24 protein-coding genes are annotated in these 25,265 nt (G+C 69.3%); 7 read left to right on the top strand and 17 right to left on the bottom strand.

All coding sequences use genetic code 11. From position 1 onward, the window contains the following. Window positions 1-224: 224 nt before the first annotated feature. Window positions 225-2,801: a LuxR C-terminal-related transcriptional regulator gene (locus DO944_RS00775; RefSeq protein WP_112613761.1), complete on the top strand. Its 2,577-nt coding sequence runs from the start codon at window positions 225-227 to the stop codon at window positions 2,799-2,801. A 13-nt stretch (window positions 2,802-2,814) separates the two neighbouring features. Here DO944_RS00775 and DO944_RS00770 read toward each other — a convergent pair whose 3' ends face one another. The 10 genes from DO944_RS00770 to DO944_RS00725 all read right to left on the bottom strand — a co-directional run bounded on the left by DO944_RS00770 (window position 2,815) and on the right by DO944_RS00725 (window position 13,191). Next, window positions 2,815-3,315, bottom strand: coding sequence for a regulatory protein RecX (locus DO944_RS00770; protein ID WP_240309667.1), 501 nt, complete (start codon window positions 3,313-3,315; stop codon window positions 2,815-2,817). Between the two features lie 215 nt (window positions 3,316-3,530). Beyond that, entirely contained in the window at window positions 3,531-4,583 is a 1,053-nt protein-coding gene (gene recA, locus DO944_RS00765; protein ID WP_112613757.1) for a recombinase RecA, read from the bottom strand. A gap of 279 nt (window positions 4,584-4,862) precedes the next feature. Continuing rightward, entirely contained in the window at window positions 4,863-5,087 is a 225-nt protein-coding gene (locus DO944_RS00760) for a DUF3046 domain-containing protein (RefSeq protein ID WP_112613755.1), read from the bottom strand. Window positions 5,088-5,102: 15 nt separating this feature from the next. Further along, on the bottom strand, window positions 5,103-5,423 hold the full coding sequence (locus tag DO944_RS00755) for a helix-turn-helix domain-containing protein (RefSeq protein ID WP_112613753.1): 321 nt from the start codon (window positions 5,421-5,423) through the stop codon (window positions 5,103-5,105). A 157-nt stretch (window positions 5,424-5,580) separates the two neighbouring features. Further along, a complete protein-coding gene (locus DO944_RS00750; RefSeq protein WP_112613751.1) occupies window positions 5,581-6,126 on the bottom strand; it encodes a CinA family protein in 546 nt (181 codons plus the stop codon). Continuing rightward, window positions 6,123-6,695: a CDP-diacylglycerol--glycerol-3-phosphate 3-phosphatidyltransferase gene (gene pgsA, locus DO944_RS00745; protein WP_112613749.1), complete on the bottom strand. Its 573-nt coding sequence runs from the start codon at window positions 6,693-6,695 to the stop codon at window positions 6,123-6,125. The genes DO944_RS00750 and pgsA overlap by 4 nt, the downstream gene beginning before the upstream one ends. A 17-nt stretch (window positions 6,696-6,712) precedes the next feature. Further along, complete coding sequence (locus tag DO944_RS00740) at window positions 6,713-9,436, bottom strand: DNA translocase FtsK (RefSeq protein WP_112613747.1); 2,724 nt, start codon at window positions 9,434-9,436, stop codon at window positions 6,713-6,715. Between the two features lie 48 nt (window positions 9,437-9,484). Continuing rightward, the gene (locus DO944_RS00735) at window positions 9,485-11,161 is read right to left on the bottom strand and encodes a ribonuclease J (protein WP_112613745.1); all 1,677 of its coding nucleotides are present in this window, start codon (window positions 11,159-11,161) and stop codon (window positions 9,485-9,487) included. A gap of 52 nt (window positions 11,162-11,213) precedes the next feature. After that, entirely contained in the window at window positions 11,214-12,191 is a 978-nt protein-coding gene (gene dapA / locus DO944_RS00730; protein WP_112613743.1) for a 4-hydroxy-tetrahydrodipicolinate synthase, read from the bottom strand. A 157-nt stretch (window positions 12,192-12,348) separates the two neighbouring features. Then, the gene (locus DO944_RS00725) at window positions 12,349-13,191 is read right to left on the bottom strand and encodes a type IV toxin-antitoxin system AbiEi family antitoxin domain-containing protein (protein ID WP_112613741.1); all 843 of its coding nucleotides are present in this window, start codon (window positions 13,189-13,191) and stop codon (window positions 12,349-12,351) included. 244 nt (window positions 13,192-13,435) lie between these two features. On the opposite strand from DO944_RS00725, the gene DO944_RS00720 reads away from it, so the two are divergent. Then, the gene (locus DO944_RS00720; RefSeq protein ID WP_112613739.1) at window positions 13,436-13,975 is read left to right on the top strand and encodes an NUDIX domain-containing protein; all 540 of its coding nucleotides are present in this window, start codon (window positions 13,436-13,438) and stop codon (window positions 13,973-13,975) included. A gap of 30 nt (window positions 13,976-14,005) precedes the next feature. Here DO944_RS00720 and thyX read toward each other — a convergent pair whose 3' ends face one another. Further along, window positions 14,006-14,758: an FAD-dependent thymidylate synthase gene (gene thyX, locus DO944_RS00715; RefSeq protein WP_112613737.1), complete on the bottom strand. Its 753-nt coding sequence runs from the start codon at window positions 14,756-14,758 to the stop codon at window positions 14,006-14,008. 74 nt (window positions 14,759-14,832) lie between these two features. Here thyX and DO944_RS00710 point away from each other — a divergent pair, with 74 nt between their 5' ends. From DO944_RS00710 to DO944_RS00700, 3 genes are all read left to right on the top strand, one after another. Further along, on the top strand, window positions 14,833-15,267 hold the full coding sequence (locus DO944_RS00710) for a thioredoxin family protein (RefSeq protein WP_181574138.1): 435 nt from the start codon (window positions 14,833-14,835) through the stop codon (window positions 15,265-15,267). Between the two features lie 121 nt (window positions 15,268-15,388). Next, a complete protein-coding gene (locus DO944_RS00705) occupies window positions 15,389-15,814 on the top strand; it encodes an OsmC family peroxiredoxin (RefSeq protein ID WP_023951786.1) in 426 nt (141 codons plus the stop codon). Next, a complete protein-coding gene (locus DO944_RS00700) occupies window positions 15,807-16,721 on the top strand; it encodes a TIGR01777 family oxidoreductase (protein WP_112613733.1) in 915 nt (304 codons plus the stop codon). Before DO944_RS00705 ends, DO944_RS00700 begins: the two co-directional genes overlap by 8 nt. A 1-nt stretch (window position 16,722) precedes the next feature. Here DO944_RS00700 and DO944_RS00695 read toward each other — a convergent pair whose 3' ends face one another. The 6 genes from DO944_RS00695 to DO944_RS00670 form a co-directional block, all read right to left on the bottom strand. Next, window positions 16,723-17,172 carry a tetratricopeptide repeat protein gene (locus DO944_RS00695; RefSeq protein WP_112613731.1) on the bottom strand — a complete coding sequence of 150 codons (450 nt, stop codon included), beginning with the start codon at window positions 17,170-17,172 and terminating at the stop codon, window positions 16,723-16,725. Next, window positions 17,169-17,984 carry a 4-hydroxy-tetrahydrodipicolinate reductase gene (gene dapB, locus DO944_RS00690; protein ID WP_112613729.1) on the bottom strand — a complete coding sequence of 272 codons (816 nt, stop codon included), beginning with the start codon at window positions 17,982-17,984 and terminating at the stop codon, window positions 17,169-17,171. The genes DO944_RS00695 and dapB overlap by 4 nt, the downstream gene beginning before the upstream one ends. Window positions 17,985-17,994: 10 nt before the next feature. Beyond that, window positions 17,995-18,816, bottom strand: a complete 822-nt coding sequence (locus tag DO944_RS00685; protein WP_112615043.1) for a TSUP family transporter — start codon at window positions 18,814-18,816, stop codon at window positions 17,995-17,997. Window positions 18,817-18,892: 76 nt separating this feature from the next. Continuing rightward, a complete protein-coding gene (locus tag DO944_RS00680) occupies window positions 18,893-19,492 on the bottom strand; it encodes a histidine phosphatase family protein (protein WP_112613727.1) in 600 nt (199 codons plus the stop codon). An 85-nt stretch (window positions 19,493-19,577) separates the two neighbouring features. Beyond that, window positions 19,578-20,600: an aldo/keto reductase gene (locus DO944_RS00675; RefSeq protein WP_112613725.1), complete on the bottom strand. Its 1,023-nt coding sequence runs from the start codon at window positions 20,598-20,600 to the stop codon at window positions 19,578-19,580. A gap of 198 nt (window positions 20,601-20,798) precedes the next feature. Next, entirely contained in the window at window positions 20,799-23,078 is a 2,280-nt protein-coding gene (locus tag DO944_RS00670) for a polyribonucleotide nucleotidyltransferase (protein WP_112613723.1), read from the bottom strand. 289 nt (window positions 23,079-23,367) lie between these two features. Between DO944_RS00670 and DO944_RS00665 the strand changes: the two genes are divergently transcribed. Both DO944_RS00665 and DO944_RS00660 read left to right on the top strand, forming a co-directional pair. Continuing rightward, on the top strand, window positions 23,368-23,550 hold the full coding sequence (locus DO944_RS00665; protein WP_112613721.1) for a DUF5302 domain-containing protein: 183 nt from the start codon (window positions 23,368-23,370) through the stop codon (window positions 23,548-23,550). Window positions 23,551-23,720: 170 nt separating this feature from the next. After that, complete coding sequence (locus tag DO944_RS00660) at window positions 23,721-25,130, top strand: HNH endonuclease signature motif containing protein (RefSeq protein WP_112613719.1); 1,410 nt, start codon at window positions 23,721-23,723, stop codon at window positions 25,128-25,130. The last annotated feature ends 135 nt before the right edge of the window (window positions 25,131-25,265 follow it).

Below are 25,265 nucleotides of genomic sequence, written 5' to 3'. Positions count from 1 at the left end.
CTAGGGGCGCCGACAGCGGGCGCGACAGCCATCGCTCGACGCCCCAGTGGTGAAATACGTAGCGTCACCCGCTGCGACAGATGACGAAGCGCCCTGAGGTCCGCGAATCAGTAGACACTCAGCGAAACCTCAGTAGTCCGAATCGGGCCTACCGATAGCCCCGTTCGGATCGCCTGGGTAGGTTGTGACCGAAAGCCAGATCTCGCTGGGGAGAGGAGCTGGGCATGGCACGGCGGGGGAACCCGGAGCAATCGCGACGCGGAGATGACGAGGGGCACGACGTCGTCGGAGACGAGACCCTGCCGGATGCCGTCGCCGATGCGCTCATCGACGGCCGGTCGATCGTCATGGGCGGGCCGCTCGGGTCCGGTAAGAGCTTCCTCCGGTCGCGCGTCGTCGATGCGCTCCGGCACCGGGGCGAAGATCCGATCGTCGTCCGAGCCTCAGCAGTGCTCCGTCGAACCTATGCCAATGTCCTTGAGGCGGTGTCCGACCCCCGCGCCCTCACGCTCCTCGGCGACGGCTCGCCCACAACGCCCCCGATCGTCGTGGTCGACGACGCGCAAGAGCTCGACGCGGTGTCGCTCGCCGCGCTGTTCCGAGCGGTTCATTCGGGGCGAGCGACCGTGCTCATGGCGGTGACCGAGCCTCGCCTGCCCACGAGCAGCACGGACGAGGTCGTCGACGTCATCCATGACCTGTGGCTGTCGGGGTCGGCCGATCGGATCGAGCTCCCCCGGCTCTCCGCCCGCGACGCTGACCGACTGCTCTCCGTCTTCGCGCCGGACGACCCGTTCGACAGTGTGGCGCGTGCCACGATCCTCTGGTCCGCCGACGGATCACGGCTTCTGCTCCGGGCGCTCGTCGACGCCAGTCTCGCCGCGCTGGCGGAAGGTCGCGACCCGCTCGTCGCTATCGCCGACGGCGCGGCTCACGGCTCACTCGCAGCCGTCCTCCACGCCCACGTGCGAGATCTCGACGACGACCAGCTGCGGGCGCTCATCCTCATCGACCGAGCGCCCGGCATCTCGCGCGCCGACGCGACTCGACTCGTGCCCGCCGCCGTCGTGAACGAGCTGCGCGCGTGCGGATTGGTATACGACGACGGCAGCGCCAGCCATCGGCTCAGCGCCAACCGAGTGCTGGCGCGCGCCGCGGAGCGTGTGTGCGGCAGGGAGCGCTCCGAGGCGGTGATCTCCGACGCGCTGGATCGGCTGCACCGAGACGACGGGCGCTGGTGGAGCGCCCCGCTCGCCCGGCTGCTGGCGGACCGCTGGGTGCGTACCGTCGCGCGTCCCTCCGACCTCGACGACGTCTCCCTGGGGTTCGTCGAGCGGGTGATCCTCAGCGCGGCGCGCGAAGCCAACGGCGTCGGCGAAGCCGCCGACGCCGTCGCTTACGCAGCTTGGATCACAAGCGACGTCGACGCACCCGCGATCAGGCTCGAGCACCGTCTCGCGGAGGCGAGCCTCGGAGGCGGGCGCGCGGTGCTTCCGGTGCTCGACCTCGCCGAGAACGAACGAAGGCAGGCGCCGACGCTCATGACGGCACGCCTTGCCGATGGCGCGCAGGCGGCGGACGTCCGCCACATCGTCGCAGACGACGCCCTCGTGCGATCACGCGAGGCTGTCGCCGACCTGCGGCTGCGCGATGCCGTGGTCCTGACCGAGCACGTCCGTCGCGATCCGACCACGTCTCTCTTCCGCGACCGCGTCGATGTCGAGCTCCTCGCCGGTATGGCGCGCGCCTATCTCGGCGAGACCGCGGCGATGCGAGAGGCCCTGGACCGCGCGACGCGCCTGTTCACCTCAGGGGCCAGCTTCGAGGACACCCTCGATCGACTCGCGGCGCGGTCGTACGATCTCGCGTGCCACACCGTCGCGGGAACGGATGACCGGGAGACGGTCGAGCGTCTGACTTTCGAACGCGACATGGCCGTGCGAGCGGGCGGCCCCGCGCTCGCGGCGGCATCACTCGCGGCGGTCCTGGTGGAGGTCAGAAACGGCCGAGCTCTCGCCGCTCGACGTGAGCTGCGGGCGGCCGCTGAGCGGGCCCCTCACCTCGGCAGCGAATCGCTCGCGATGATCGAGCTCGAGACGGCGTACGCCCTGGCGCTGTTCGATCATCCGCGGGAGGCCCGGCAGTTGCTCGGCTCCGTCGACGTGACGTCCGCCGCGAGCCGGATGCTGCGGCATTCCTTCGCGGCGACCTCGTCGGTCGTCGCCGCAGCGGAGGGGCGGATCAGCGAGGCGCATGCTCACGCCGCAGATGCCTGGGCACTCAGCAGCGTCACAGATGCCGTCATGCTCCAGATCCGCGACGTGCATCGTCTCGCGATCCTCGGTCACCCCCACGTGGAGCAGACGCTGGAGGTGGTGCGCGGAATCATCGGGCGTGTCGAGGCCCCCTGTGGGCACGCACTCATGCGCGATGCGGAGTCAGCCGCTGCGGACGGTGAGCGCGCCGTCGAGCTGTCTGCCGGAGTGCTGCGGCGACTCCGCGCGGCTCTTTCTCTTCGCGAGGGGCGCGACGTCACCGCGGAGGCTTCGCAGCCCGCATCGTCCGCGCTGCTGACAGCACGCGAGCGCGAGATCGCTCACCTGGTCGCGGACGGCCTGTCGAACCGCAGGATCGCCGAGGTCCTCTTCGTGTCCGTGCGGACGGTGGAGTCGCACATCTACCAGGCGCGGGCGAAAGTCGGCGCCTCGACACGACGAGAACTCGGCGCAGCCGTCGCAGGCGAAGCGAGGCCCGAGAAGAGGCCGACGTCACCGCCCTCGCAAATGAGCGCGCGGCGGTGATCGTTCGGATCCGTCAGCCGTCTTGCTCCGAGAGCGCCTGACGTGCTGCATCCAGCGCGACGGACCCGCGGAAGCCCCGGCGCGCGAGTTGCCCGTGCAATCGCCGCAGTGCGACGTCGTGATCGAGCCCGGACATCCCGCGCGCGCGCTGCCGAGCGAACTCGAGCGCGCGCTCGGCCTCGTCGTCGGGTAGCGACGCCATGGCGATGTCGATGACCTCGCGGTCGAGGCCGCGACGAGACAGAGTCTGCGCGATCGCGGTGGCGCCCTGCGCCTTGCGCCCGAGCGCCCCGTCGAGTAGTTGCTCCGCCAGCCGACTGTCATCGAGATAGCCGTTGTCGAGGAAAGCGGCGATGACGGCATCGGCGTCAGCCTCGGCGAGTTCCGCCTCGCGCAGGACGTCGCGAGCCTCGCGCACAGACAGCGACCTGCCGCGCAGGCGTTTGAGCAGCGTGCGCTCGGCACGCGCGCGCACGGCGGCGTCGTCTGCGGGGGCTTCGTCAGCGGACCTCACCGCTGCCGGCTCGACGGGAGCCGGTCGAACCGCGGGCGACGGACGGGAAGCAGCTGTTCGCGGTTCGGTGGTCCAGGTGGTGTGCCACTTCTGGCCGTCATCCGGGACGCGCCCGCTTCGCGGGCGAGGCGCCGACGGGGCGGCATCCGCTTGCCCGAAGAGCGGGATGACGGGGGCGAGGCGCTCGGTCTCGCCCCCGTCGCGATCCGTACCGCTCACGCCGGGCGACGCGCCGCGAGCTCGTCGGACTCGGTCGTTGCTGCGCCCGCCGGCTGACCGATACCGAGCTTCTGCTTGATCTTGTTCTCGATGTCGGCGGCGATGTCGACGTTCTTGATCAGGAAGTTGCGGGCGTTCTCCTTGCCCTGACCGAGCTGCTCACCGTCGTACGTGTACCAGGCGCCCGACTTCTTGACGATGCCGTGCTCGACACCGAAGTCGATCAGGCTGCCCTCGCGAGAGATGCCGACGCCGTAGAGGATGTCGAACTCGGCCTGCTTGAACGGCGGCGCCATCTTGTTCTTGACGACCTTGACGCGCGTGCGGTTGCCGACCGCTTCAGTACCGTCCTTGAGCGTCTCGATACGGCGGATGTCGAGGCGGACCGACGCGTAGAACTTCAACGCCTTACCGCCGGCGGTCGTCTCGGGCGAGCCGAAGAAGACACCGATCTTCTCGCGCAGCTGGTTGATGAAGATGGCCGTCGTCTTGGTCTGGTTCAGACCACCCGTCAGCTTGCGGAGCGCCTGCGACATGAGGCGTGCCTGCAGACCGACGTGGGAGTCGCCCATCTCGCCCTTGATCTCGGCCTCGGGCACGAGCGCAGCGACGGAGTCGATGACGACGAGGTCGATTGCCCCGGAGCGGATCAGCATGTCGGCGATCTCGAGCGCCTGTTCACCTGTGTCGGGCTGCGAGACCAGCAACGCGTCGATGTCGACGCCCAGCTTCTGAGCGTAAGACGGGTCGAGCGCGTGCTCGGCGTCGATGAACGCGGCGATACCGCCCGCGCGCTGCGCGTTGGCGATGGCGTGCAGGGTCAGCGTCGTCTTACCCGATGACTCGGGGCCGTAGATCTCGATGATGCGGCCACGCGGGAGACCTCCGATGCCGAGAGCGACGTCGAGGGCGATCGACCCCGTCGGCACGACCTCGACGGGCGCGCGCTCGTCGGAGCCGAGGCGCATGACCGATCCCTTTCCGAACTGCCGGTCGATCTGGGCGAGGGCCGATTCGAGGGCCTTCTCGCGGTCAGCGGGTGATGGCATGGCGTGCTCCTTATGCTCGCGTTTCCGACGCCTGTAGGCTGTCGCGCTCCCGGCTCGGTGCCGGGATGCTGCGACAAGGCATGGTGTGTCTCTCGACGCTGTCCACGGTACGGAGGGCCTCCGACATTCGTCGGCTACCGGGCCGTATCCGGGGATCCTCGACGGGATGAACCACCTGTGCAGGACACTACGCCCGTTTCGAACGGATATTCGACGACACGCCGGAACATCCGGTTCAGCATCGAACACGCACAGTGTCCGCGCCCGCACGTGGGACCGTCAGCGTTCCCGCGGATCCAGCCGCCCGACCCCGTAACGTCGGGGCTCGGGTACGTCGGCCTCGACGCACAACGCGAGCCATACGGCGCGAGGCGGCTCGCCGTCGGCCAATGCCTGGCGCGCGGTGCGGTCGCCCAGCGGCCCCAGCGCGAGATCGTCGATCAGCGCAGGACCGCGGCCGGCGAACTCCGCCTCGACGGCGCGATCGAATTCACTGCGACGCATCGGACCGCGCGAAGCTCAGTGCAGCGAGAGCTCGGGTGCGATGAGGTCGTTGTCGAGACCCGCGATGTCGTCGGGCACGACATCCGAGAGCACCGGCAGCCCCTCCAGCACGGAGATGCGGTCGCCGACTTCGCGCATGATGCTCGAGATCGGCACGTCGAGGGCTTCGGCCACCGCGGCGAGGATCTCGCTCGATGCTTCCTTCTGCCCGCGCTCGACCTCGCTCAGATAGCCGAGCGCGACGCTGGCGCGGCTGGCCACCTGCCGGAGCGTGCGGCCCTTCTGCAGGCGGAGGTCACGCAGAACGTCGCCGATCTCCTGTCGAACCAAGATCATCTCGGACCCCCTCCTTCGTCGTGGTGCTGGCTTGTCCCGGGTGGACAACGGTATCTCATCAGCACGTCACCCTAGCCCGCTCCTGCTGTGGGTCGGATGAGAGTTGACATGCGCTGCTCACGATGAGAAGAACCGCGATCGCCGCTCGTCTATTCCGTCACAGCGCGTCGAGCGCCAACCGGATCGCCCGGGCGGTGGCCTCCGCGCGGATCTGCACACGGTCGCCCGCGAGGTGCAGGCTCTCGACCCGCACACCGAGCGCCGTCGCCACCGCGATGTGCACCGTTCCGACGGGCTGTCCATCAGGTGAGCCCGGTCCCGCAATACCGGTCGTGGCGATGCCGACATCCGCCACTGCATCACCCGGCCCGAGCGCGGCGCGCGCACCCTCGGCCATCTGACGCGCGACCCGCGGGTGCACCGCCCCATGCGCCTCGAGCAGTGCGCCATCGACGTGGAGCAGCCGCTGCTTCAGCTCGGTCGCATAGGCGACGACTCCGCCGCGCACCACCGACGACGCTCCCGAGACCGCGACGAGCTCGGCGACCACGAGTCCGCCTGTCAGCGACTCGGCCACGGCGAGCGTCCATCCCAGCTCGCCGAGTCGCTCGATGAGGCGCTCGGCGTCGGTGCGCCGACCCGGCGAGACGAGTGTCGCCTCGACATCATCCGGGAGGTCGTGGACATGCTCGCGCGCCGTCACGATCCCACTCCGCTCCGTCGCGCGCCGCGGACGGCGGTGATGACGTAATCGATGCCGCTCGCGACGGTCAGCAGCACGGCGATCCACATCGCGATGCCGTTGACCACGTGGATCCAGTCGCCGACGATCGTCCACAGCGGCAGGAGGGCCAGTGACAGTGCGATCGCCTGTGCGACGGTCTTGAGCTTGCCCATCCACGCCGCGGCGACGACGTGATCGCCCGCGACGATGAGCCGATGCACGGTGATGCCCAGCTCGCGCACGAGCACGACGATGGTGACCGCCCAGGGGAGCTCGCCGAGCATCGAGAGCCCGACGAAGGCCAGGCCGGTCAGAACCTTGTCGGCGATCGGATCGAGCAGCTTTCCGAGATCCGTGACGATGCGGTACTTGCGGGCGAGGTACCCATCGATGCCGTCCGTCGCGATCGCGACGATGAAGAGCACGCCGGCCCACCAGCGCAAAGCGCCGTCCGCTCCCCCGTCGACCAGCAGCAGCCAGAGGAAGACGGGGGCGCACAGGATGCGCGCGATCGTGATCGCGTTGGGCAGTTGCCGAGGGATCGCCACGGAGCCGAGCCTATCCGTCAGTCGCGTCCGGTGAGGCCCCAGGCGTCTTCGGAGGCGTCGTCACCGTCGACGACCTCCAGCCCCTCGAACTGCGCTTCGACGGGGTCGACGGCGCCGCCGGCGGGAGCGGCAGCCGCGGGAGCCGGCGGGTCCTCTCCCCGCAGCCGTGCCAGGACGGTCGGCAGCTGGTCGGGGGTGACGAGGACGTCACGCGCCTTCGAACCCTCCGAGGGCCCGACGATCTCGCGAGATTCGAGGAGGTCCATGAGGCGTCCGGCCTTGGCGAACCCGACGCGCAGCTTGCGCTGCAGCATCGACGTCGACCCGAACTGGGTCGACACGATCTGCTCGGCGGCGGCGAGCAGCAGCTCGAGGTCGTCACCGATGTCGGCGTCGATCTCCTTCTTCTCGGCGACCGCGGCCACGTCGGAGCGGTACTCCGGCTGGGCCTGGCCCTTCACGTGTGCGACGACCTTCTCGATCTCCGACTCCGCCACCCACGCGCCCTGCACACGGATGGCCTTCGACGTGCCCATCGGCAGGAAGAGGGCGTCGCCCTGACCGATGAGCCGGTCGGCGCCGGGCTGATCGAGGATGACGCGGGAGTCCGTGACGCTCGTGACGGCGAACGCGAGCCGTGACGGCACGTTGGCCTTGATGAGGCCCGTCACGACGTCGACCGACGGTCGCTGGGTCGCGAGCACGAGGTGGATGCCGCTGGCGCGTGCGAGCTGGGTGATGCGGACGATCGAGTCCTCGACGTCGCGCGGAGCGACCATCATGAGGTCGGCGAGCTCGTCGACGACGACCAGGAGGTAGGGGTACGGCTTGAGCACGCGCTCGCTGCCCGCCGGGAGCTGGATCTCACCGGCCACGACGGCCTTGTTGAAGTCGTCGATGTGACGGAAGCCGAACGACGCGAGATCGTCGTACCGCATGTCCATCTCTTTCACGACCCACTGCAGCGCCTCGGCCGCCTTCTTCGGGTTCGTGATGATGGGGGTGATCAGGTGCGGCACGCCGGCGTAGCTCGTGAGCTCGACGCGCTTGGGGTCGATGAGGACCATCCGGACGTCGGTGGGCTTCGCCCGCATCAGCAGGCTCGTGATCATCGAGTTCACGAAGCTCGACTTACCCGACCCGGTCGAACCGGCGACGAGCAGGTGAGGCATCTTCGCGAGATTCGCGACGACGAATCCGCCGCCGACATCCTTGCCGACGCCGATCGTCATCGGGTGGGTCGACGAGGTCGCGGCGTTCGAGCGCAGCACGTCTCCGAGCGTGACGATCTCGCGGTCGGTGTTGGGGATCTCGACGCCGATCGCGCTCTTCCCGGGGATGGGCGCGAGGATGCGAACCTCGTTCGAGGCGACGGCGTAGGCGATGTTGTTCGTCAGGGCCGTGATCTTCTCGACCTTGGTGCCGGGCCCGACCTCGATCTCGTACTGCGTGACTGTCGGCCCACGCGAGAACCCGGTGACCTTGGCGTCGATCGAGAACTGCTCGAAGACACCGGTGATGGCCCGCACGATCGCGTCGTTCGCCTCGGACCGCGTCTTGGCGGGGGTGCCGGCGCCGAGCGCCGCGACGGCGGGCAGGCGGTACGGCGTCGCCGGGGGCTGACCGTGGAAGTCGCCGCCGAGGCCGGTGAGCCCGGGCAGCTCTTCGATCTCACCGGTGTCGTGGTCATCGCGCACGGCGGTGTCGGCCGGTCGGCCGGAGCGCGCGGCGGTGGCGGCACGCTCGATGACGGAGGGGTCGATGATTTCGGTCGGCGCGTCGGGAAGCGGGGGCGGCGTGGCGACGGCCTGCTCGAATCCGCCGGCGACGGAACCGGCGACGGAGGGGCCGAGAAGCTCGGTGAGGTCCTGCGACGCACTGCCGTCGTCGGGATCCTCCTCGCGGCCGCTCTTGTTGCGACGCCACCACGGCAACGCGTCTTCGTCCTCGTCGTCGTCCACTTCCGCCTGCGTCCCCTTCTTGCCCTTCTTCGGCGAGAAGGCGACGGTCGGAGCGTCGCCATCGGGGTCGGCGGCCGGACGCTCGGCGCCGAACATCCAGGCGTACAGGTCGCCGAGGCGGCTGCCGATACGGTTCGGCGGCGTCTTGGTGAGGATGAGGATGCTGAGGACCGTGACGAGACCCAGGACGGCCGCAGCCCCGTAGACGGTGAGGATGGTCAGCGGCTCCCCCACGGCCCATCCGAACAACCCGCCCGACGCGCTCAGCTCGAGCGCACCGGCCTTGGGCTCGGGGCGCGTGCCGAAGACATGGCAGAACCCCGCCACAGAGAGGATGAACAGGCCGAAACCGATGCCGATACGCCCGTTGTCGTTGACCGACGCGGGATGCCGGAACAGCCAGCCCGCGAGGAAGAGCAGCAGCACCGGCATGATGAACGCCTCACGACCGATGAGGAAGCCCACCGTGTAGGCGCTCACGAGCGTGCCGGCCTCGGTTCCGATCATGAACCATTCGACCGCCGCGCCCGCGATCGCGAGCAGCACGAGGAGGAAGGGCAGCCCGTCGCGACGCTGGTCCTTCTCGAGCGTCTCGGGTCCGAATGCACGGAACATTCCGCCCGTGGCGTGGGCGAGCCCCATCCAGGCGCGCGCGATCACCGGAGGCCGGTCGGCCTCGTCGACGTATCGCTTGGGTGTCGGTTCGCTCTTGCGGGCGCGCGAGGTCGAGGTCTTCGCCGGTGCGCGGCGTCCGGAGGGCGCGTTCGTGCTCCTGGCCATTCCTCCACGGTACGCGGGGGTTCCCCCATTACCGCGGAACGACGCGGGTCAGGCCTCGATGACGACCGGGACGATCATCGGGCGACGTCGGAGCGACTGGTTCACCCAGCGGCCGATCGTGCGGCGGACGACCTGTGAGAGCGCGTGGTTGTCTCGCGTCCCCGATTGCACGGCTTCCGCGAGCGCAGCCGCGATCTTCGGCTTGACGCCCTCGAACACCGCGTCGTCCTCGGCGACACCCCGCGCGTGGATGTCCGGGCCGCTCACGACTCGTCCCGTCTTGCCGTCCACGACGACGATGACCGAGATGAAGCCTTCCTCGCCCAGGATCCGACGATCCTTGAGATCGGCGTCGGTGATCTCGCCCACGGTCGAGCCGTCGACGTACACGAAACCGATGTCGAGCTGGCCGACGACCTCCGCGACGCCGTCCTTGAGGTCGACGACGGTACCGTTCTCGGCCAGGATCGTGCGATCCTCCGGAACGCCGGTGTCCTGCGCGAGTTTCGCGTTCGCCATCAGGTGACGGTACTCCCCGTGCACCGGGAGCACGTTGCGCGGCTTGAGGATGTTGTAGCAGTACAGCAGCTCGCCCGCGGCGGCGTGTCCCGACACGTGCACCTTGGCGTTGCCCTTGTGCACGACGTTCGCGCCGAGCTTGGTCAGCCCGTCGATGACGCGGTAGATCGCGTTCTCGTTGCCCGGGATCTGGCTCGACGCCAGGATGACGGTGTCTCCCGGCCCGGGCTCGATCGCGTGCTCGAGGTTGGCCATGCGCGAGAGCACGGCCATCGGCTCGCCCTGGGAGCCCGTCGACATGTAGACGATGCGATCGTCGGGCAGGTCCTTGGCCTTCTTGTAATCGATGAGCACGCCGTCGGGGACGTTGAGGTACCCCAGGTTCTCGGCGATGGTCATGTTGCGGACCATGCTGCGGCCGAGGAAGGCGACGCGGCGACCGTTCGCGGCCGCGGCATCCACGACCTGCTGCACGCGGTGCACGTGGCTCGAGAAGCTCGCGACGATGACACGGCGCGGCGACTTGCTGATGACCTGGTCGAGAACGGGACCGATGCCGCGCTCGGTCGGCGTGAAGCCGGGAACGTCCGCGTTGGTGGAGTCGACGAGGAACAGGTCGACGCCCTCCTCGCCCAGTCGCGCGAAGGCACGCAGGTCGGTGATGCGGCCGTCGAGCGGGAGCTGATCCATCTTGAAGTCACCCGTCGCGAGGACGAGCCCCGCGGGGGTACGGACGGCGACCGCGAGCGCGTCGGGGATCGAGTGGTTGACCGCGATGAACTCGAGGTCGAACGGGCCGACCTGCTCCTCCTGCCCCTCGGTGACCGTCAGGGTGTAGGGGCGGATGCGGTGCTCCTTGAGCTTCGCCTCGATGAGGGCGAGCGTGAGTCCCGAGCCGATGAGGGGGATGTCACCCTTGAGCTTGAGCAGGTAGGGAACCGCCCCGATGTGGTCCTCGTGGCCGTGGGTCAGGACGACACCGACGATGTCGTCGAGGCGATGCTTGATCGGCTCGAAGTCGGGCAGGATCAGGTCGACGCCCGGCTGGTGCTCCTCGGGGAAGAGCACGCCGCAGTCGACGACGAGGAGCTTGCCCGCGTACTCGAAGACGGTCATGTTCCGGCCGACCTCGCCGAGGCCTCCGAGCGGGTACACCCGCAGCGTTCCGGGTTCGAGAGCGGGCGGGCTGAAGACGTTCGTGGGCATTGGCACGCTTCCTCGGGACGCCGACGTATGCGGCATCCTCATTTGTTTTCGTCTAGCGGGTCGTCCCGTGCACCTTGGGCAGCGCACCGCCGGCGGCGGCGTTACGGTCGGGACGGAAGTTGGAGAAGTCGGCGCCGGGGACGCCCGAGACGAGGGCGAGCTCGTCCTCGATGATGGCGGCCTCCCACTCTTCGGGGCCGACGAGGGGCAGCCGCACGCGCGGGCTCGAGATGCGGCCCAGGCCGTGCAGGATGTACTTCGCGCTCACGGTGCCCGGGACGTGCGTCATGACGGCGCGTACGAGGGGCTCGAGGCTCTTGTGCGCCGCGGTCGCCGCGGCGAGGTCGCCCCGGTTCACCGCGTCGACGATCGTGCGGTACGGGGTCGCGGTGATGTTCGCCGTGACGCCGATGAGGCCGCTCGCGCCGATGGAGAGGTGCGGCAGCACGTTGGCGTCGTCACCGGAGAAGTACATGAGGTCGGTCTGGTTCAGCACGCGGCTGACCTCGCTGAAGTCGCCCTTCGCGTCCTTGACCGCCAGGATGTTGGGGTGCTTGGCGAGGCGCAGGATCGTCTCGTACTTGATCGGAACACCCGTGCGTCCGGGGATGTCGTAGAGGATGACCGGCAGGTCGGTCGCATCGGCGACGAGGCGGAAGTGCGTCAGGATACCGGCCTGCGTGGGCTTGTTGTAGTACGGCGTGACGATCATGATGCCGTCGGCGCCGGCCTTCTCGCTGGCCTTGTACAGCTCGATGGCGTGCGCGGTCTCGTTCGAGCCACCGCCCGTGATGATCTTCGCGCGACCGGCGGAGACCGACTTGCCGACCTCGACGAGGCGGAGCTTCTCGGGGTCGGTGAGCGTGCTCGTCTCGCCCGTCGTACCGGTGACGACGATGCCGTCGGCGCCCGCGGTGATGACGTCGTCGATGTGCTTCTCGACGGCGGGCCAGTCGACCTCACCGTCGGCGGTCATGGGAGTGACCAGCGCGACGAGGACCTGTCCGAAGGGATTGCCCGAGTGCGTCATGGTCTCAGGGTATCGGTTCCGCCTTTGCATCGCGTATGACCGACGGGCTGACTCCCGGTCGCCGATACGTTCGCAGGACCGGAGGTGCTGGTGGCGGCACGGCAGCGCCGCGAGGCGACATCCGCCCCGCCGGTCCGACGGATGTATCGCGACTGCGTCAGCGGCGTCGGCGGATCGCGTCGAGACGCGCGAGGACGGCCCGCTCGACGCGCGTCCACTCGAAGACGACGAGGGCATAGTCGAAGCGCAGAGTCTCGTAGCCGATCGCCGCCGCTTCGGCGTCGCGCACGAGATCCTTGTGCCGCAGCGACGCGCCCTCGTGGTTGAGACGGCCGTCCACCTCGATGATGAGGCACCCCGCGACGAGGAAGTCGACCCGCCCCACGCCCGGGATGAGAACCTGACTCTCGACGGAGATGCCCAGCCGCGAGAGGCGCAGCCACAGGAGGGACTCGAGCCCGCTGTCGGCATCGGGACGAGCGAGATCGACGAGGTATCGGAAGCGGGCCGGGAGCGTCAGGCGCACCTCCGCCCGGTCTGCGCGCGTGAGCAGGCCGAGCCGCCACGCCGACTCAAAGGCCACGAAGAACGCCTCCGCACCGAGGCATGAGTCCGCCTGCACGAGCGCGTGGACGAGCGAGACGACACCGAATGCCGCTGCATCCCCGTCGTGATGCGTGACGCAGCGGCATCCCGGGTGCGCGTGCACCCGCCCTGCACGCCCGATCCGCACGTGCAGGCGTTCCTGCGGCTCGAGCACCCACACGCCGCGCCGTCGCAACGCCGAAGCGCAGCACACCTCGCCGCCGTGGGCAGCGGCTTCGAGGACAGCCGGCTCGGCATCCGGAACCGCGTAGACACCGTGCCGGACCCTGACGAGCGCGCCCCTCTCGACCGCCCGCGCCAGCTGCAACCGAGTGACGCCTCGCGAGGTCAACCAGCGCGACCGCACGCACCCGCCCATCGCACGGATTCTCGTGGCCAGTTCGTATCCGCTCATTCACCGACGTTCGCCGCGAACGCGATCTCGTCGCTCAGGACATCGGCCGTCTGTGGAGGGAGCGGACCCGCTGCGGACTGGGGAGGAGCGCCGAGCGACCTCGAGTCGGATACAACCGTCGGACTCGCGGTGCAGGATGCGCCTCGGGGGCCGGCCGACGCGACACCAGCCCCGCCGGTCCGACAGATATATCGCAGGGCGCAGGGCACAGGGCGCAGGGCGCGGGGCGCTCTAGGGTAGCGGCATGGCGTGGACGACGCGAAGCACCCGCACGACGTACGAGAACCGGTGGATCTCCGTTCGCGAGGACGAGGTGACCGGGCCGGCGGGAGACGGGATCTACGGCGTCGTCGAGATGCGGCATCCGGCCGTTTTCGTCGTGGCCGTCGACGAGCAGGATCGAGTCTGCTTCGTGGAGGTCGACCGCTACACGACGGGGCGTTCGCTCGAGGTGCCGGCAGGCGGGACTGACGGCGAGGAACCGCTCGTGGCTGCGAAGCGCGAACTGCTCGAGGAGACGGGCCTCGTAGCCGCCTCATGGGAGGCCATCGGGCGGATGAATGCGCTCAACGGCATCGCGGTGGCCCCGGAACACGTCTTTCTCGCGCGCGGCCTCGCGGAGGCGGAGGACGCGGCGTCATCCCAGCGGGAAGAAGGCATCGAGCGCGTCGTGTGGATCCCGTTCGCCGAGGCCGTGCGTCAGGTCGCCGAGAGACGGATCGACGACGGCGAGACGGTCGCCGCGCTCGCGTACGCAGGTATCAGCCTGGGCCGATTCGTCTGAGTCGGTCCCGGGACGTCGCCCTCCGACCCGTCAGGGAGCGACGCGGCCGTTGGCGTTGAATGCCGCATGCGTGAGCGGCATGAGCTCGCGCCAGAAGGTCTCCATCTTCTCGGCGCACATCTCGATCTCGCGCTGCGGGAACGACGGGAAATGCGTTCCCTCGACCTTGGTCCGCAGCGACAGGAAGTTCATCAGCGAACGGGCGTTGACCGTCACGTACATCGACGAGTAGATGTTCAGCGGCAGCACGATGCGTGCGACCTCGCGGGCGACGCCGGCATCCAGCATCCGCCGGTAGGCCTCGTACGCCTGGATCGACGCCTGGCGCGTGCTCTCGTCGACGACGGCGAACTGCTCGTCGGTGCCGGGCAGGAACTCGTACGCGCCCGGCTTGCCGACCTGGTTGAGATTGCGCTCCCGGGCGGGGACGTAGAACACCGGGCGCAGCTCGCGGTAGCGGCCGGACTCCTCGTTGTACGAGGCCATGCGGTGCCGCATGAACTCGCGGAACACGAAGATGGGCGCCTGCACGTAGAAGGTCATCGAGTTGTGCTCGAAGGGCGAGCCGTGGCGGTCGCGCATGAGGTAGTTGATGAGGCCGCGGTCGCGACCGGATGCCTCGGTGCCGGCGGCGGCGGCATCCAGGGTCTGCTCCCCTTGCGTCGACACGCGAGCCGCGAACAGGACGTCCGAGTCGGCGGCACTCGAGCGGATGAGCTCGACCGTCACATCGCTGCGGAACTCGATCTCGGGGCTGGTCGGGGTCTGCTCGGCGTCGCTCACACTCTCAGATTACCCCCGGCGCCCGAGTGCTTCCGGCTCCCCCCGAAGGTCTACTCTGGGCTGTTGTGGAACTCATGGCGGTGGCGGTCGTCCTGGCCTGTCTGTTAGCGGTAACAGGCGGGATCGGAGTCTTCCTGCGGTGGCGCGCCTCACGGCCCTATCCCATCCCGCGTTTCGATGTCGTCGACCCGCGTCGACTCGGCGCCGACCCCGATGCCCTCGGTCGAACGGCGACGCTCCTGCAATTCAGCAGGGAGACCTGCCACCGGTGCCCCGCGGTGCATCGCACGCTCTCGGAGATGGCCCGGGAGACCGACGACGTCGTCCACCTCGACATCGACGTGACCGACCGCCCCGACATCGCGCGTCGATTCCAGATCGCGCAGACGCCCACCACGCTCGTCCTCGACGGACGGGGGGTCGTGCGGACCAGATTCGGCGGCGCACCGCGACGGGATGTCGTGCACCTCGAGATCCTGCGACTGCGGGCCGACTCCGCCTCGGTCTGAGTCCGCCGGCGGACCCTGTCAAGACGTTCCGACGGGCGGCCGACCGACTTAGGCTCGACGCGAGCGCACACCGCGCCGTCTCGATACGGCACCCGAGGTGCCATCTGCGAACAGGAGAGTCATGAGCGTCACGAGCGAAGCAACCACCAGCTGGAAGGGCAGCCTCACGGAGGGATCGGGACAGATCGCCCTCGAGAGCTCGAACCAGGGCCCGTTCGAGGTCAACTGGAAGGCGCGCAGCGAAGGCTCCAGTGCGGTGACCACCCCCGAGGAGCTGATCGCCGCCGCCCACTCCTCCTGCTTCTCGATGGCTCTCTCCCACGCTCTGGCCGAGAACGGCACACCGCCCGAGTCCGTCGAGACGACGGCATCGGTCACCTTCATCCCGGGCACCGGCATCACCGGCTCGCACCTGAACGTCAACGCCGTCGTCCCGGGCCTGTCGGCCGAGGACTTCGACCGGCTGGCCCAGGAGGCCAAGAGCGGATGCCCCGTCTCCGCCGCCCTCGCGGGCATCGAGATCACCCTCGAGGCGACGCTTGGCTGATCAGGGCTCGGCGGGCCGTGTCGTCGTCGCGGGTGCGTCCGGTCTGATCGGACGCGCCCTCGTCGACGCGCTGCGCGGTGACGGGATCGAGGTCACGCGTCTCGTCCGCCGATCCCCTGTCGCCGCCGACGAGGTTCAATGGTTCCCCGGAGAGCGCCCGCTCGACCCCGCGGTGCTCGACGGGGCCCGCGCCGTGGTGGGGCTCAACGGCGCGAGCATCGGCCGCTTCCCGTGGACCCGTTCGTACAAGCACGAGCTCGTGTGGTCGCGGCTGCTCCCGACCGAGACCCTCGCAACAGCCGTCCGCGCGCTCGGATCGGATGCGCCGGTGTTCTTGTCGTCATCGGCCGTCGGCTACTACCCGACCCGGCCCGGCGTCCGCATGATCGAGACTGCGCCGCGCGGCGACTCGTTCCTCGCCGATCTGTGCGGGGAGTGGGAGGCGGCTGCACTGACCGCTCGTGAGCACGCGCGCGTGGTCCTCCTGCGGACGGCGCCGGTCGTGCATCCCGAAGGCGTGCTGAAGCCTCTCATGCTGCTGACCCGAGCGGGTCTGTCGGGACCGATCGGTCGAGGCACGCAGGTATGGCCCTGGATCTCGCTCGTCGACGAGGTCGCAGCCATCCGTCACCTCATCGACGCCGACGTCGCCGGTCCGGTCAACCTCACCGGGCCGACGCGCGCGACGGCCAACGACCTGGGCTTCGCTCTGGCCATGAGGATGAACCGCCCATACCTGGTCCGCGCTCCCGAGTGGGGGCTCCGCCTCGTCCTCGGACGCGATGCGACCGAGGCGCTGCTGACCAACGACACCGACGTGGCTCCGGCGGTCCTGCAGAAGTCGGGCTTCGTCTTCACGCACGAGCGCGTGGAGGACGCCATCCGCGCCGTCGTCCCGCCGCGCTGAATCAGGCGTTCCGCTCGGCTCGCTCGAGGGCGATCGCCGTACGGACCGCCTGTCGTGCGCGCCGGCGGTCGCCGGCGCCGTCGTAGGCGAGGCCCAGCCGGAACCACGCTCGCCAGTCCTCGGGCGCCTGCTCGACCGCTTCTCGGTAGCGCGGGAAGAGGGCGTCGGCCTCGGCGCGGTCCGGTCGGCCGCTCGGAGCGAGATCGATGGTCTCCACGGGAAGCGCCGCCTCCTGCTCGAGCCGCTTGCCGAGCCGCGACGCGCTCGCGCCGAACGCCAGCTCGCGCCATAGCGCCCATGCGGCGATGACCGGAAGGACGATCAGCGCGACGCCCATCGCGATGCCCACGGGCTCGCCGGACATGACGAGCAGCACGGCGCGTTGCGCGACGAAGACGATGTAGATGGCGAGCAGCGCCGCCATGATCAACGCCAGGATGCGGGCGCTCATGCTCCGGTGGCTCGCGCGACCTGACCCGGGACGTCGCCCTCGTCGGTCGGCGCGTTCTCGTTCGTCGCGGCGGGCGGCCGGATCCCGATGTCGATGAAGCTGTCGAGCCCGACGGTGATGCCCCGCGCGTCTCGGGCGGCGTCGAGCGCGATTCGGATGCCGGGCTCATAGGCTCGCGCGGGCTCGATCGTGTCGTGCACGATCGACAGGGCCTCGCCCGGGCCGGAGAGGATCGTCTCCTGGCGGGCGATGACGCCGGGCCGGCGCAGCGAATGGATCGGGACGCTGGCGACCTTCTGTCCGCGGGCGCGCTGGTCCGCGTGGGGCGACTCGACCGGGCCGACGCCGGTGCGGGCAGCGGCGATGAGCTCGGCCGTGCGGACTGCGGTGCCGCTCGGAGAGTCGACCTTGGTGTCGCGGTGCGCCTCGATGATCTCGATCGAGGGGAAGAGCGAGGCGGCTGCAGCGGCGAGGGCGCTGCCGACGACCGAGCCGAGCGAGAAGTTGGGGATGAAGACGACTCCGACGCCCGCGGCATCCGCAGCGGGGCGGATCTGCGCGATCCGCTCCTGCGACCAGCCCGACGTGCCGACGAGCACATTGAGGCCGCGCTCGATGGCTGCACGCACGACATCCGTCGACACGGCCGGGGTCGAGGCGTCGACGACGAGGTCGGCGCCGTCGAGCTCGTCGAGGCTGCTGCGGCTCGTCAGGACCGCCGAGATCTCGAAGCCCTCCGACGCCTCGATGACGTCTCGGATGATGCCGCCGAGCTTTCCGGTGCCGCCCACGAGGGCCACGCGCGTGGTCATGACCACCAGCCTACGCGGGCGCGAACTGCATGAACGTGTCCCAAGCGAGCTTCACGACGAGGATCGACAGCACGACGAGGAACACGATCCGCACGAAGCCGCTGCCGTTCTTCGTCGCCATGCGAGCGCCGATGAACCCGCCCGTCATGTTCGCCGCCGCCATGACGACGGCGAGCAGCAGGAGGATCTCGCCGTGCACCCCGTAGACGAGGAGCGCTGCGAGATTCGTGGTGAGATTGGCGATCTTGGCGTTGACGCTCGCCTGGAGGAAGCCGTATCCGAGCACGGCGACGAGCAGGATGACGAAGAACGAACCGGTGCCGGGACCGAGGATGCCGTCGTAGAAGCCGACGACGATTCCGATGAGCGCCGAGCGCCACACGATGGCCGCACGCGACTCGTGGCGCGGCTCGTGGTTCAAGCCCATCTTGGGCTTCAGCAGCGTGTAGATCGCGACCGCCACGACCGCGACCAGCACGATCGGCGTCAGCAGTTCCCGCGGGACGTAGCGCGACAGCGCGGCCCCCACGGCCGACCCCCCGAATGCGCCGGCCACAAGCGGCACGAGGAGAACCAGTTGCACGCGGATGCGTCGCAGATAGACCCAGCTGGCCGAGAGCGTGCCCGCGAAGGACGACAGCTTGTTCGTCCCGAGGATGAAGGGCGTCGCGACATCCTTGGGCACGCCGATGACGAGGGCGGGGAGCTGGATCAGCCCTCCCCCGCCGACGACCGCGTCGACCCAGCCGGCCACCCCGGCCGCGACGATGAGGAAGATCAGCGCGGAGACGGAGACGGGAAGCCAGTCGGCGAGCAGAGGACCATCGAGCACCGATCGATTCTCCGGTTCGGTGCGCGCCGCGTCCAATCGGCAGGAGCCGGGCTCGCGCCGCGGATCAGCCGTCGGCTCAGACGGGAAGGATGTCGGGAAGGCCGGTGCGCAGCTCGACAGGGAGGTGCGAGAGGTCGTTGTGCGAGACCATCGTCCAGGGGCGGCCGGGGCGCTGCGCGAGCACGGTCAGCCCGCAGTGAGCCTGGTTGATCGTCAACCACCGCCAGTCGGGTGCCTGCAGCACCTCGCGCACGAACCAGGCGATGACGAAGTTGTGGGTGATCAGCAGTTCGTGGGCGTCGGGCTTGCGAGCGAGGAACTCCCCCACCGCATCCGCCATCTGCGCTGCGCCCGCCTCGGTCTCGGCCTCGGTGTACGACCCGAAGAAGGGCTCGTAGGCGGCGGGCGTATCGGGCGTCATACCGGTCGGGACGCAGTCGAACAGCAGAGACGACGCCTGCGGAGCCAGGGCTGGCAGGCGCTTGGCGACGGCGCGCGCCGTCTCTTGGGCGCGCTCGAGCGGCGAGTGCCAGACGGCGTCGAGGGGCACGCCGGAGATGCGATCGGCCAGCAGCTCGGCTTGACGGCGTCCACGCGGCGAGAGCGGGCCGTCTTCGAGACCGTGCTCGGCGTCCTGATGCTCTCCGTGGCGCACGAGGTAGAGATACTGCGTCACAGAAGCTCGATTCGAAACGATGAACAGGGCGCCATCCACCCTACGTCACCCCTCCGACAGGCGCTCCGCGGGATCACAGATCGGCTCACTCCACGGCGCGCGCGATCTCCGCGAGGTGCGAGCGACCGAGCCGGGCGCCGACACCCTGCACGAGCTGGTCGACGTGCGCGGGCCGGCTCGCATTGACGATCGGCGCCGTCACGACGCGCTGCGCGAGGAGCCAGGAGACCGCGATCGCTGCCGTCGAGACCGACAGCTCCTCCGAGATGCGGTCGAGCGCCTTCAGCGTCCGGGCGCCGCGACGGTTCATCCATGCGGCGAGCTGCGAGCCGCGCACCGATGACGACAGACCGGAACGATCGCGATGGCTCCCGGTGAGGTAGCCGTGCTCGAGAGCCTGCGAGGGCGTCACCGCGAGGCCCTGGGCGCCGGCGATGAGACGCAGGTCACCGTCGAACTCCGACCGGTGCAGGAGGTTGTAGGGAACATCCAGTGCGGCGAAACGCGGGTACCCCGCGGAGGACAGGATGCGGGCCTCGACGAGCTGCATCGCGGTGTATCCGGCCGCTCCCAGCGCTCCGACCTTCCCGCTCTCGACGAGCCATTCCGCCGTCGCGAGAGTGTCTTCGAGCGCCGTGACGCCGTCGGTCGCGGCATCCAGGTACAGCAGGTCGATGCGATCGATGCCCAGCCGGCCGAGCGACGCTTCCACCGACCGTACGAGATTCACCGAGCCGAGCCCCGGATTGTCGGGGTTGCCCCCGACCCGCACCGTGACGACGATGTCGTCGCGGTTTCCCCGACTGGAGAGCCAGCGGCCGATGATGTGCTCGCTGCGACCCGAGGCGTAGCCGTCGGAGGTGTGCAGGGCGTTGCCGCCGCGCTGCACGTACGCGTCGAGGACGGCGTGGCTCGCTGCGAGATCGATGGTCCAACCGAACTCGGAGCCGCCGAGGATGAGGGGGAAGATCCGCTTGCCGGTCTCGGCCAGGTCGACGCGGATGTCGGCGCCCACGGGCTTGCCGTGTACCGGGATCGGGCTGGAGGGATGCACGGCCGCGGCGGGCGCACCAGCGGCTGCGACCTGAGCCACCCGGTCCCCCGACATCACACACCTCCGTCGACACCGAGGAATCGCGGGGCGCGGCTCCTCGGCGCGCACTTCGAGAGTAGGACACCCCGCACCTGTGGGCGCGTATTGTCGCGAACAGGCCGTGAATTCCAGATAACTGTTTCATCACGGCCGCTCTGGGAACGACGGATGCCCGCCCCCGAGACGGGGACGGGCATCCGGGTGATAGGAGATTCAGCCTTCGGCGGGAGCCTCGGGGCCCTCGCTCGCAGCGGCCGAGCCGTCCTGGTCAGCGGTCTCTTCGAGAACCGGCTCGAGGGAGAGCTTGCCGCGGTCGTCGATCTTCGTGATGCGCACGAGGATCTTCTGGCCGACGCCCAGGACGTCTTCGACGTTCTCGACGCGCTTGCCACCGGCGAGCTTGCGGACCTCGCTGACGTGCAGCAGTCCGTCCTTGCCGGGCAGGAGCGAGATGAACGCGCCGAACGTCGCGATCTTCACGACGGTGCCCAGGAACTGCTCGCCGACCTCGGGGTTGGTGGGGTTGGCGATCGCGTTCACGCGGGCACGAGCGGCCTCGGCCGAGGGGCCGTCGGTCGCGCCGATGTAGACGGTGCCGTCCTCCTCGATGGAGATGTCGGCGCCGGTCTCGTCCTGGATCGAGTTGATCGTCTTGCCCTTGGGGCCGATCAGCTCACCGATCTTGTCGACCGGGATCTGGACGCTGATGACGCGCGGGGCGGTCGGTGCCATCTCGTCGGGGCTGTCGATCGCGGCGTTGAGGACGCCGAGGATCGTCAGACGAGCCTCCTTGGCCTGGGTCAGCGCGGCCGAGAGCACCGACGACGGGATGCCGTCGAGCTTCGTGTCGAGCTGGATGGCCGTGACGAACTCGCTCGTGCCGGCGACCTTGAAGTCCATGTCGCCGAGCGCGTCCTCGGCGCCGAGGATGTCGGTCAGCGCCGCGTAGCGGGTCTCACCGTCGACCTGGTCGGAGACGAGACCCATCGCGATACCGGCGACCGGGGCGCGCAGGGGCACACCGGCGTTCAGCAGCGAGAGGGTCGAGGCGCACACCGAGCCCATCGAGGTCGAGCCGTTCGACCCGAGGGCCTCGGAGACCTGACGGATCGCGTACGGGAACTCCTCGCGGCTGGGCAGCACCGGCACGAGCGCGCGCTCGGCGAGGAAGCCGTGCCCGATCTCGCGACGCTTCGGGCTGCCGACGCGGCCGGTCTCACCGGTCGAGTAGGGCGGGAAGTTGTAGTGGTGCAGGTAGCGCTTGCTCGTCGTGGGCGACAGCGAGTCGATCTGCTGCTCCATCTTCAGCATGTTCAGCGTGGTGACGCCCAGGATCTGGGTCTCACCGCGCTGGAAGATCGCCGAGCCGTGGACGCGCGGGATGACCTGCACCTCGGCGTCGAGCGGACGGATGTCGGCCAGGCCGCGACCGTCGATGCGGACGCCCTCGCTGAGGATGCGGCCGCGGACGATCTTCTTGGTCACCGACTTGTACGCGGCGGAGAACTCCGCGAGCGCGGACGCCGGGAGCTGCTCGGCCTCGACGGCAGCGGCGACCTCGCCCTTGACGCGGTCCTTGATCGCGTCGTCGGCGTTCTGGCGCTCCTGCTTGTCGGCGATCTGGTAGACGCTCGTCAGCTCGCCGTAGGCGCGCTCGGCGACGAAGTCGTAGACCTCGGGGGCGTACGGCGGGAAGACGGGGTAGACGCCCGGCTCACGCGACGCGGATGCCGCCATCGAAGCCTGCGCCTCGACGAGCTGCTTGATGAAGGGCTTCGCGGCCTCGAGGCCCTGTGCGACGACCTCTTCGCTCGGCTTGACGGCGCCGCCCTTGATGAGGTTCCAGCTGCCCTCGGTCGCCTCGGCCTCGACCATCATGATGGCCACTTCGCCGTCGGGCAGAACCCGGCCGGCGACGGTGAGGTCGAAGACGGCCTCTTCGACGACCTTCTGGTTCGGGAAGACGACCCACTGGTCCTCGTGCTCACCGTGACCGGGAACGAGCGCCAGGCGAACACCGGCGATCGGGCCGGAGAACGGCAGGCCCGAGATCTGCGTCGAAGCGGATGCCGCGTTGATCGCGAGGGCGTCGTAGTACTCGCCGGGTGCGATCGAGAGGACCGTGATGACGATCTGGACCTCGTTGCGCAGGCCGTCGACGAACGAGGGGCGCAGCGGACGGTCGATCAGACGGCAGACGAGGATCGCCTCGGTCGAGGGGCGTCCCTCGCGGCGGAAGAACGAGCCGGGGATCTTGCCTGCGGCGTACGAGCGCTCTTCGACGTCGACGGTGAGCGGGAAGAAGTCGAAGCCTTCGCGCGGGTGCTTGCCGGCGCTGGTGGCCGAGAGGAGCATCGTCTCCTCGTCGAGGTAGGCGGCAACGGCGCCCTGCGCCTGCTGTGCCAGGCGTCCGGTCTCGAACCGGACGGTGCGGGTGCCGAAGCGGCCGTTGTCGAGGACGGCTTCGGCTGCGGTGATTTCTGGACCTTCCAAGAGGTCCCTCCTTCTTTGTTTAGACTCGCACGCGCGTTTCGCGCACGAGATCGTGCGAAGGAGCGGGGCAGATATGGGCGCGCGGACGAAACCGCGAGAACCGCCTGCGCTGGTCACCAGTCGAAGATCACCATCTCCGCGATCGGCATTCGATCGGGATGGGAACCCACCACAGGGGACCAGCTTCCTGCCGGATCCGCTCCATGAGCTCAGTGTTGAATTGAGCGGGTGCCGGACGGCAACCTGCCCCAGCCTACCAGCGAGACCCTCGCCTGCGTATCGTGGCCTCATGAGCGAAGCAGACAAGACCGCGGGCGCGGCATCCGACGATGTGAAGCGCAAGTTCCGCGAGGCGCTCGAGAAGAAGAACGCCCAGCACCGCACCGGAGAGGCACACCTCGACGGCGATTCGTCGGTGCACGCGTCGCACGGTGCCATGACGAAGCGGGAGTTCCGCCGCAAGAGCGGGTGACGCCGAACGGCCGCCCGCGAACGGGGCTCGGATGCTGACGCGTCCGGGCCCCGTCTGTGTTTCTCGGGCGCTTCGGGGGGTGTGGAGAGTGGCGGGGCGATGTCGGAGGTTCGTGACAGTATTCGAACATGCATTCGAATGATGGGATCGGTAGCCGGGCAGGCTGCGGGATGGGCAGCGACGGCGACGTCGACGTCCTCGCTCAGCTGGTCGCGAATGCCGAGGGCGTTTCGGATGCCGCGCGAGCCGTGCAGATTCGTGAGGTTCGGGTGCTCGCGGCGGCTGGGCTGCTGGCCGAGAAGCAGGCCGCTGGGGCGTCGGAGAAGGTCAAGGCGCGCGAGATGGCGTTGCGGGGCATCGCCGCGGAACTTGCCGGAGTGTTCGTCGCGACCGACCGAACGCTGCAACGCCGCATCGACGAAGCGCGGGACCTGGTTGAGAACTACCCGGTGACGATGGCGGCCTGGGAAGCCGGGCGCATCGTCCGCGGGCATGTCCGGGTGATCCAGGAAGTCGGGTGCCTCGTGCCCGTGGAGGAGCGGGCGGAGTTCGAACGGCTTGCGATCCAACGGTGCGAGGGCGAAAGGCCCAACCGTGTGCTGGAGACATTGCGGATGCTGGCGGAGCAGATGCACCCGCGGTCGTTCACCGAGCGGCACGAGGAGGCCGCGGCGGGGCGGTGCGTGCGAGTGCAGGCCGGCGCCGATGGCATGTCGGACCTGATCGCGACGCTGCCGACCGTGATCGCGGACGGCATCGTGGACCGGCTCACGCGGCAGGCGCGGGAGATCATCAACACACGGCAGCCGGTCGACGCGGCGGGTGGCGGCGCTGACGCTCGAGCCGACGCCCCTGACGCTCAAGCCGAGGCGCCTGGCGTTCGAGCCGACGCGAACGGCGGCGCGCCCGGCGCCGACACGACAATTCCCGACGGGTCGTCGTTCGTCGACGATGCCCGCACCATCGACCAAGTCCGCGCCGACGTGCTCAGTGACCTCCTCCTCGCCGGGACACCCGCCCTCGATCCCACCGGCACCGGTGACGGCGACGGAACCCTCGGGGCGATCCGGGCACACGTGCAGGTCGCGGTGTCGGCACTGACATTGATGGGACAGGACGACGGGCCGGCCGACCTCGCGGGGCGCTCCCCCATCGACGCCGCCACCGCACGCGAACTCGCAGGTAACGCGACCTCCTGGGACCGGTTGCTCACCCACCCGGTCACCGGAACCGTCCTCGAATGCGACAGCTACCGGCCCACCGCCGCCATGGTCAGGCTGCTCCGAGCCCGAGACCGGCACTGCCGGTTCCCCGGATGCCGGCAACCCGTCATCCGCTGCGAACTCGACCACACCATCGCCGCATCCGAGGGCGGGGCGACACATGTCTGCAACCTCGCGAACCTCTGCAAGAGACACCACGACGTCAAACACCACACCCGATGGCGAGTACGACAACTCCCGGGCGGAAGGCTGATCTGGACCTCACCGACCGGACGGATCTACCGCGAAGACGCACCACCACCGCTCGTCGCCTTCACGTCCGCAGAGCCACCCGGCCCCGGGGCCCCGCCATTCTGAGCGGTCGCGTTCCACCTTCTCCTCGCTGGGCCCGTCGCCCTGCGCGCCGGCGAGCCGGTTTCGCCTGCCATCGAGAATGCCGGTGGCCACGGCATCCGATTTCTCGGATCCGCGGCCACCGGAGATCGGGAACTG

It is taken from the genome of Microbacterium sp. SMR1, assembly GCF_003289625.1.
Lineage (GTDB): Bacteria > Actinomycetota > Actinomycetes > Actinomycetales > Microbacteriaceae > Microbacterium > Microbacterium plantarum.
The sequence above is the reverse complement of the archived record's forward strand: the minus strand, read 5'-3'. Positions and strand labels throughout refer to the sequence as shown.